Source organism: Enterococcus hulanensis (genome assembly GCF_005405485.1).
Lineage (GTDB): Bacteria > Bacillota > Bacilli > Lactobacillales > Enterococcaceae > Enterococcus_A > Enterococcus_A hulanensis.
This window is the reverse complement of sequence record NZ_BJED01000034.1, coordinates 21991-28989: the sequence shown is the minus strand read 5'-3', so window position 1 is coordinate 28989 and position 6999 is coordinate 21991. Positions and strand designations below refer to the sequence as shown.

8 protein-coding genes are annotated in these 6999 nt (G+C 43.7%); 3 read left to right on the top strand and 5 right to left on the bottom strand.

Translation table 11 applies throughout. The features are described from left to right. Positions 1-122 precede the first annotated feature (122 nt). Entirely contained in the window at positions 123-941 is an 819-nt protein-coding gene (locus FFR60_RS22155; RefSeq protein ID WP_137665862.1) for a MurR/RpiR family transcriptional regulator, read from the bottom strand. A 146-nt stretch (positions 942-1087) separates the two neighbouring features. On the opposite strand from FFR60_RS22155, the gene FFR60_RS22150 reads away from it, so the two are divergent. The 3 genes from FFR60_RS22150 to FFR60_RS22140 all read left to right on the top strand — a co-directional run bounded on the left by FFR60_RS22150 (position 1088) and on the right by FFR60_RS22140 (position 3841). Continuing rightward, positions 1088-1771 carry an N-acetylmannosamine-6-phosphate 2-epimerase gene (locus FFR60_RS22150; protein WP_137665861.1) on the top strand — a complete coding sequence of 228 codons (684 nt, stop codon included), beginning with the start codon at positions 1088-1090 and terminating at the stop codon, positions 1769-1771. A gap of 78 nt (positions 1772-1849) precedes the next feature. Next, positions 1850-3352 (top strand): PTS transporter subunit EIIC, encoded by a 1503-nt coding sequence (locus FFR60_RS22145; RefSeq protein WP_137665860.1) that lies wholly within the window; start codon positions 1850-1852, stop codon positions 3350-3352. 24 nt (positions 3353-3376) lie between these two features. After that, a complete protein-coding gene (locus FFR60_RS22140) occupies positions 3377-3841 on the top strand; it encodes a PTS sugar transporter subunit IIA (RefSeq protein ID WP_137665859.1) in 465 nt (154 codons plus the stop codon). A gap of 108 nt (positions 3842-3949) precedes the next feature. Here the strand turns inward: FFR60_RS22140 and FFR60_RS23055 are convergent, their stop codons facing one another. From FFR60_RS23055 to FFR60_RS22125, 4 genes are read right to left on the bottom strand one after another with little or no spacing between them, the layout of a single operon-like run. Next, complete coding sequence (locus tag FFR60_RS23055; protein WP_249355078.1) at positions 3950-4468, bottom strand: phosphoheptose isomerase family protein; 519 nt, start codon at positions 4466-4468, stop codon at positions 3950-3952. A gap of 54 nt (positions 4469-4522) precedes the next feature. Beyond that, entirely contained in the window at positions 4523-5050 is a 528-nt protein-coding gene (locus tag FFR60_RS23050) for an SIS domain-containing protein (RefSeq protein ID WP_249355075.1), read from the bottom strand. 25 nt (positions 5051-5075) lie between these two features. Next, positions 5076-5882, bottom strand: a complete 807-nt coding sequence (locus FFR60_RS22130; protein ID WP_137665858.1) for a Cof-type HAD-IIB family hydrolase — start codon at positions 5880-5882, stop codon at positions 5076-5078. Further along, positions 5882-6940 carry a LacI family DNA-binding transcriptional regulator gene (locus tag FFR60_RS22125; RefSeq protein ID WP_137665857.1) on the bottom strand — a complete coding sequence of 353 codons (1059 nt, stop codon included), beginning with the start codon at positions 6938-6940 and terminating at the stop codon, positions 5882-5884. The genes FFR60_RS22130 and FFR60_RS22125 overlap by 1 nt, the downstream gene beginning before the upstream one ends. Positions 6941-6999 lie beyond the last annotated feature (59 nt).

Genomic DNA, 6999 nt, shown 5'->3' with positions numbered 1-6999 from the left:
TTCAAAACTATATTTAGCCATAAAAATACCGACCTCCCGAAGTTAGATTTTTGGTCTAACTTTTGGGGGTCGGTACATTTTTCTAGGCTGACGGGGTTATTTTTGTTGAGAGGACAGGAAAGCTAATCCAAACTTTTATCCAAGATAGATCGTAAAACAGTTTCCCGCAGTTCAATGGAGTTCACGTTATTTTCGATCTCGTAGCCTTGAACCAGCAGATCGCACAAATACAATTGCGAGATCTTTCCTGCTAATGAGGCGCCATCTAAAAATTCCTCGATCGCGGTTTGCAGGACAACATCTGCCAGCTGCGCAATGGGTGAAAGTTGGTAATTAGTGATGGCAATAATTTTTGCCTGATTTTTCTTTGCGATATTCAAGGAGTCATAGGTATCCTTGGTTCTTCCCGATAGCGAAAGACCGATCACTAGATCTTTTTCTGTCAGCAAAGAAGCGACTTGTGCTTGGAAGTGGGGATCAACAACAGATCGGGATTGCACACCGACGCGCAGCAGCATGGCCTCCAGATCATTGCCGGTATTGCCGCTGGAGCCTACGCCAAAAATGTAGATTTGATTTGCTTCGGTGATCAATTGAACGGCTCGTTGAAGCTTTTCACTATCTAAACGCTGATTCGTCGTTCTTAACGCATTGTTGATCGTCGTTGTCCGTTTATCAAATAGATCAGACTCCTGTGAGGCTTCCTGCTGTTTGCTGAAATCTTCTTTAGCGATGGCGATTTTCAAATCTGAAAAACCGGAAAAACCGATTTTTTGGCAAAAACGAATAATCGTCCCGTCACCAACATTCGTCGCTTCCCGAATGTCGCTCATAGTACTGTGAACAATTTTTTCGCCGCTGGTAAGAATATAGTCGGCGATTTTTTTTTCTGATTTTGTTAGGGTGGAATAATTTTCTTGAATGGTATAAGTAATGGTCATTAGTTCTCCTTTATCGTTAACGATGTCAACTTGAATTATACGTCAAAATAATTTTTTTTTCATTTCCTATTTACATTTTTGAAAGCGCATGCTATATTTTTGGAGTAATAATCCAAAATATTTTAAAAACGGAGTGAAAATGGAGCGTGGAGAAAAAAGAGTTTTTAGATGCTGTGAAAGGTGGCTTGATCGTGTCTTGCCAAGCCTTGCTAGGTGAACCGCTATATACAACGGAAGGAGGGATCATGCCTTTAATGGCAGTAGCAGCCAAAGAAGCGGGAGCCGTTGGGATTCGTGCCAATACGGTGAGGGACATTGTGCAAATAAAAGAAAAGGTGGATCTGCCGATTATTGGAATCATCAAACAAACGTATCCTGATTCTGAAATCTTTATCACTGCTACGATGAAGGAAGTGGATGCCTTGGTGGAGACAGGAGTGGAAGTGATTGCACTTGATTGTACCTTACGTCATCGACCTGATCATCAGACGATCAATCAATTTATTCAGCAAATCAAAGAAAAATATCCGAAGCAATTATTCATGGCCGATATCGCGACTTTTGAAGAAGGAGTGAATGCTTGGAGAGCAGGAATGGATTTAGTTGGTACCACTTTGCGAGGCTACACCGAGGCGGAGGCCTCATCAACTGTTGAGCTGGCAAAAGCTTTAGTGGCTGAAGGGATTTCAGTTATTGCGGAAGGACAAATTCATACACCAGAAGAAGCTCGAAAAATCCAAGATTTGGGTGTCGCCGGTGTTGTCGTCGGCGGAGCAATTACACGACCGAAAGAAATCGCCGCACGTTTTATCCAAGCGCTGACAAAATAAGGTTTATGGTTTTTAGCAAAGTCAATTGAAGGGTGCACGACAGGAGTGCTTAATAGTAAATGAGGAGGATAAATCATTATGTTTAAAAAGTTTTCACAGTTAGGGCGCGCATTTATGCTGCCGATCGCCATTTTACCGGCGGCCGGGTTGTTGTTGGGATTAGGCGGCGCACTGACAAATGAGAGTGCGGTTGCTGCGTATCCATTTTTGAATCAGCCGTGGCTGCAAACGATTCTCAGCGTCATGAGTTTTGCCGGGAACGCGGTCTTTGCTAATTTAGCATTGATCTTTGCGATTGGGATTGCCGTAGGTTTAGCGAAAGGGGACAAGGGAACAGCAGGTTTAGCCGGCGGTGTAGCATTTTTAGTTTATACAGCGACGATCAGCGGGTTATTGGAATTATTTTCGGCTAAGGATGCTTCGATCGATACTGGTGTTGTCGGTTCGATCGTGATCGGTGGAACGGTTGCCTATCTGCATAATCGTTATCGGAAAATTGAGCTGCCGCAATTTTTAGGCTTCTTTGGCGGTTCGCGGTTTATTCCGATCGTTTCATCCTTTAGTGCGATTGCGATTGGATGTATCTTTTACCTAATTTGGCCGCCGATTCAAAATGGTATGGTGGTAATTGGTCAGCAGGTCGCTCAAATGGGTAGTATCGGTACTTTCTTTTATGGTTTCTTGCTGCGATTAACGGGTGCGGTTGGTCTGCACCATACGATTTATCCGATGTTTTGGTATACGTCTTTAGGCGGTGTGGAAACAGTCGCGGGTCAGTCGATTTCGGGGGCACAAAATATTTTCTTCGCACAATTAGCGGATTCTAGTCATACAGGATTGTTTACGTATGGAACTCGTTTCTTTGCTGGACGTTTTGCGACGATGATGTTTGGTTTGCCGGCAGCTTGTTATGCGATGTATCGTGCGATCCCTAAAGAGAACCGTAAGAAAAATGGCGGGTTGTATTTCAGTGGCGCGTTGACTTCTTTCTTGACCGGGATCACTGAGCCGATTGAGTATATGTTCTTATTTGTAGCTCCTTGGTTGTATGTAATTCACGCGTTCTTAGATGGTTTATCTTTCTATTTTGCAGATATCTTGAATATTCGAATCGGTAATTCGTTCTCTGGCGGTTTGATCGACTTCTTGCTGTTTGGTGTTCTGCAAGGAAACGATAAGACCAACTGGATAAAAGTCATTCCATTTGGAATTGCTTGGGCAGTGATTTATTTCTTTGTCTTCAGCTTCTGTATCAAGAAATTCCGAGTAGCCATTCCTGGGATGGAAAATGACGACGAGTTGTTGGTAGAAGCGGATGACTCTGGTTCTAAAAGTTTGCGGGATGAAGCATGGCAAATTATTGAAGCCTTAGGTGGAGATGGAAATATCGAAACTGTCACGGCCTGTGCGACACGTTTGAGAGTAGCTGTAAAACAAGGAGATCAGGTTCAAAAACCAGTCTTTAAACGCTTGGGTGCAACCGCTGTCTTTGAAGTTCAAGGTGGGATTCAAGCAGTCTTTGGCGGGAAAGCCGATCTGTATAGCCAAGAAATCAATCAATTATTAGGGCGCGACGATTAAGCTTGCAGATTGGAGAGATGATGAATGTTTGAGAAGTTCAAAAAGAAAAAGACGGAAGCTTTTTTCGCACCGGTTGATGGTAATTTTGTCCCATTAAACGAAGTTAGTGATCCAGTCTTTTCACAAAAAATGATGGGTGAAGGCTTTGGTATCAAACCAACTTCAGCGGAGATTTATTCGCCGATCAAAGGAACGATCACGACGATTTTCCAAACGAAGCATGCGATTGGTTTAACGGGGAAGTCAGGCAGTGAAGTATTGATCCATATCGGTTTAGATACGGTTGAGTTAGCTGGCGAGCCGTTTGACGTTCATGTAAAGGAAGGTCAAACAGTCGATGAAGCCACGCTGCTAGTGACCGCGGATTTTGAAAAGGTTCGGGCGGCAGGCAAAGAGGATGTGGTCTTGACGCTGCTTACAAACGGCGGCGAAAGCTTTGATTCACTGGAGAAAAAACAACTGAGCCACGGTGAACTGCTAAGAAAATAAACCAAATGAAAACCGCCCAACGGAGATTTTTCTCGGTTGAGCGGTTTTTTATACTAAATGATCGGCAATTTAGGGGTTGCCAATCAAATAGGGGGCAATAATTAAGGATTACACGTAATCTTGAACGGCCGTCTTACTTTTAACGGCTTGTGAGAAGTCGGTAAAGATCCGGTTCGTGATATCGATGCCTTTTTCTCGTGAGATATACCAGCAAAAGACTTGGAAAGGAATGATCGCCAGATAGGGTGCTTTAAATTCATCTGAACAATTTCCTAACGCTAAGGTATTGGCATCCCCCGCTTCATTTGAGCGCAAGGAGAGAGTGAAGACATGCTCGGTATGTTTTTGTTCATAGGCTTTCAACAAACCGGCCTTTTCAATGATCTCTGGTTTTGCCGGAGTTTCAATGAAGAACAAGCGATGCTCCGGATTGATCTCTAAGTAAGGGCCGTGCATGAAGGCTTCCAGTTCAACACCTAGCGAAGGCACTCGGATCGTTTCTGAGAATTTAGTTTCCATTTCTTTCGCTGTTCCAACTGCCGGACCGTAAGCGATCGAAGTAAAGCGCGGTGCAAGCTGGAAATCTTTGCGATGTGTCTCAAAGAATTTTGTCGATTGATCGATCACATGATTAAAACGACTAGTTAATTCTAAGAACTCTTTTAGTTCGTCGCTTTCTTGCTACGGTGTAACCAATCCTTTTTTGACACCGATTCGCAGACCTAACAGCATGAGGGCTAAAACAGTCGCAGAAAAACCGAGCGTCACGTAGCCCACGCGTTCACGACCTGAAAGGACATCCAAGGTGGAAGTTGTGACTTTGGTGATCTCGCTATCGGGAATACTTGTGACCGCCATCGTATGAACGGCGTGATGATTCGTAATCTTATCCATTGCTTCGATAGTTGAGGTACTTTGACCACTTTGAGAGATGCCCAAGACCACCTGAAGCTGCGGATCGATTTTTTCATAATGAGTAAAATTGTAGGGCTCTTCGATCGCCAATTTTACATCCGCCATTTTTTCGATATAGTATTTTGCACTTTTAGCGGCATTGATGCTGGAGCCTGTTCCTAAAACCAGCCAGTTGGCCGCAGCTAAATCGAGTCCATTGATGGCCGTATCAATATTGGCAGGATAGGCATTGATCGCCGCCGTTAGCTTTTCTTGTTCTTCTAAAATGTATGACAGCATTGTAGGTTTTGACATAGTTTTTTCTCCTAAATATGTTTTTTTAACTGAAGTAATCAATCAGAAAATTGGCAATGCCATCTTCGACATTGGTATCCGTAATGAATTTCGCATGACGTTTCAATTCATCGACTGCATTGCCCATAGCCACACTGACACCGGAGGCTTGCAGCATTTCCAGATCATTGAGGCCGTCGCCGAAACTAATGATATTTTTTTGCGGAATCGCCAGACTATTTCGCACCGCTTGGATCGCGGTTGCCTTGTTGACTCCAAGCGGGATCAATTCGATGTTATTTGGATGAGAAGAGGAGACAGATAAAAGCCCGCTTTCTTCCAAAATTTTGCGCACCTGTTCCAGCTCGGCTTCGCGTTCGTCAGCAATAACGATTCCGTTTACGATCCGTTGACTGACCGCCATTAACGTTTCTAAAGAATCAATGAAACGAAAATCCTCTTCGCTGCTGCCGATTCGAGATTGATCATTTTTCTGCAGGTAGCTTGGCAGCTGCTGGGTGTAAAAAATCGTATGCTCGCCAAAGAAAAACATCGGTAAATCATGCGCTGTAATCGTTTGATAAATGAATTGAAGCGCCTTGTCCGATAAGCGTTTTTTATGAAGCATTTCATCAATTGAATAAATGCTGCCGTTTGATGCGATAACCTGAGTTTGAGCGGTCAATCTTTTGGCGACGTCAACCGCAGAAGAATATTTTCTGCCGGTCGCAACATAAAATTGATGCCCCGCTTGCTGAAGCTCAGTGACGACTGATTTTGTTTTCTTTGAGATTTTCTGATCCTTGGCAACGAGTGTGCCGTCGATATCCATAAAAATTAAGTGTTTTTCCATTACCCTCGTATCCTTCCAATACCGCAGGATTCGCGAATAATTAATTCTGGCGAGTGAGCTTCCAAAGCCTCCAGCGGTTCTTCATTAATCATTTTCAAAAGCCGTTTGACAGCTTGCTTACCGAGAAACTGGTTATGCTGATTGATCGTGGTGATCCTAGGAATCTGATAATCGCTATCTGGAAAAGCGTCACAGCTGGCGATCGCGATATCTTCTGGACAAGCCAAACCATGGTCAGCTAACGCACGAAAAGCACCCAGCGTCACACGATCATTGATCGCTAACAGTGCATCAGGCAGCTCGCCTTGTTCGATGATCGCCTTCATGTTCTGGTAGCCGTCTTCCGTATAGAAATCACTTAAATGAATCAAGGTCGGATCAAACGTACTATAAAGTGAGATCACCTTTTCAAAGGCTTGCACTCTTTGTGTTGTGATTTTAACGTTAGGCTCACCGCCGATAAAACCGATTTTTCGATGCCCCAGCGCCAATAGATGCTGGACAGAAAGAAAAATACCTTTTTCTAAATCCCGCTCGATAAATTCACAGCTGCAGTTTGCCTGTTTCTGACCAATGATTAGGACCGGCACTTGGCTGTTCAGCTGTTCAAGCGTGTGAAGATATTCAGGATTCGGTTCATCTCGATCGATCTCACCTCCGAGGATCAATACACCATCGACCTTTTTTTCAAAAATCGTATTAAAGGTGTCCCGTTCAGCAAAACTGCTGTCGGCTTTTTTCTGGCGACCGGCAGTCATTGTATTAAAGAGTAAAAGAGAATAGTTTTGTTCGCAGCTGGCTAACTCGATTTCGGAAACCAGCGAAGTAAAATAAGGGTTGGTAATGTCTGAGACAACCACTGCAAGGGTTTTCGTTTTATTAGAAATCATCCCGCGGGCCAGCATACTTGGCTGGAAACCTTCCTTTTCGATCACCGCTTGAACCTTCGCCCGTTTAGCTGGTGAGACAGAAGGATGGTTATTCAAAACGCGGGAGACTGTCGAAACAGACACACCGCTTTCTTTTGCTATTTCTTTGATTGTAATTGTTTTTTTCATAAGAGAGCGCCTCCTAGAAATCAGTTTAGGGGAGGAATGAAAAAAATGCAAGATATTTT

Bases quoted from the DNA above. Each gene is read 5' to 3' on its own strand.
- FFR60_RS22155 (WP_137665862.1), bottom strand. From the start codon at position 941: ATGACCATTACTTATACCATTCAAGAAAATTATTCCACCCTAACAAAA.
- FFR60_RS22145 (WP_137665860.1), top strand. From the start codon at position 1,850: ATGTTTAAAAAGTTTTCACAGTTAGGGCGCGCATTTATGCTGCCGATC.
- FFR60_RS22140 (WP_137665859.1), top strand. From the start codon at position 3,377: ATGTTTGAGAAGTTCAAAAAGAAAAAGACGGAAGCTTTTTTCGCACCG.
- FFR60_RS23050 (WP_249355075.1), bottom strand. From the start codon at position 5,050: ATGTCAAAACCTACAATGCTGTCATACATTTTAGAAGAACAAGAAAAG.
- FFR60_RS22130 (WP_137665858.1), bottom strand. From the start codon at position 5,882: ATGGAAAAACACTTAATTTTTATGGATATCGACGGCACACTCGTTGCC.
- FFR60_RS22125 (WP_137665857.1), bottom strand. From the start codon at position 6,940: ATGAAAAAAACAATTACAATCAAAGAAATAGCAAAAGAAAGCGGTGTG.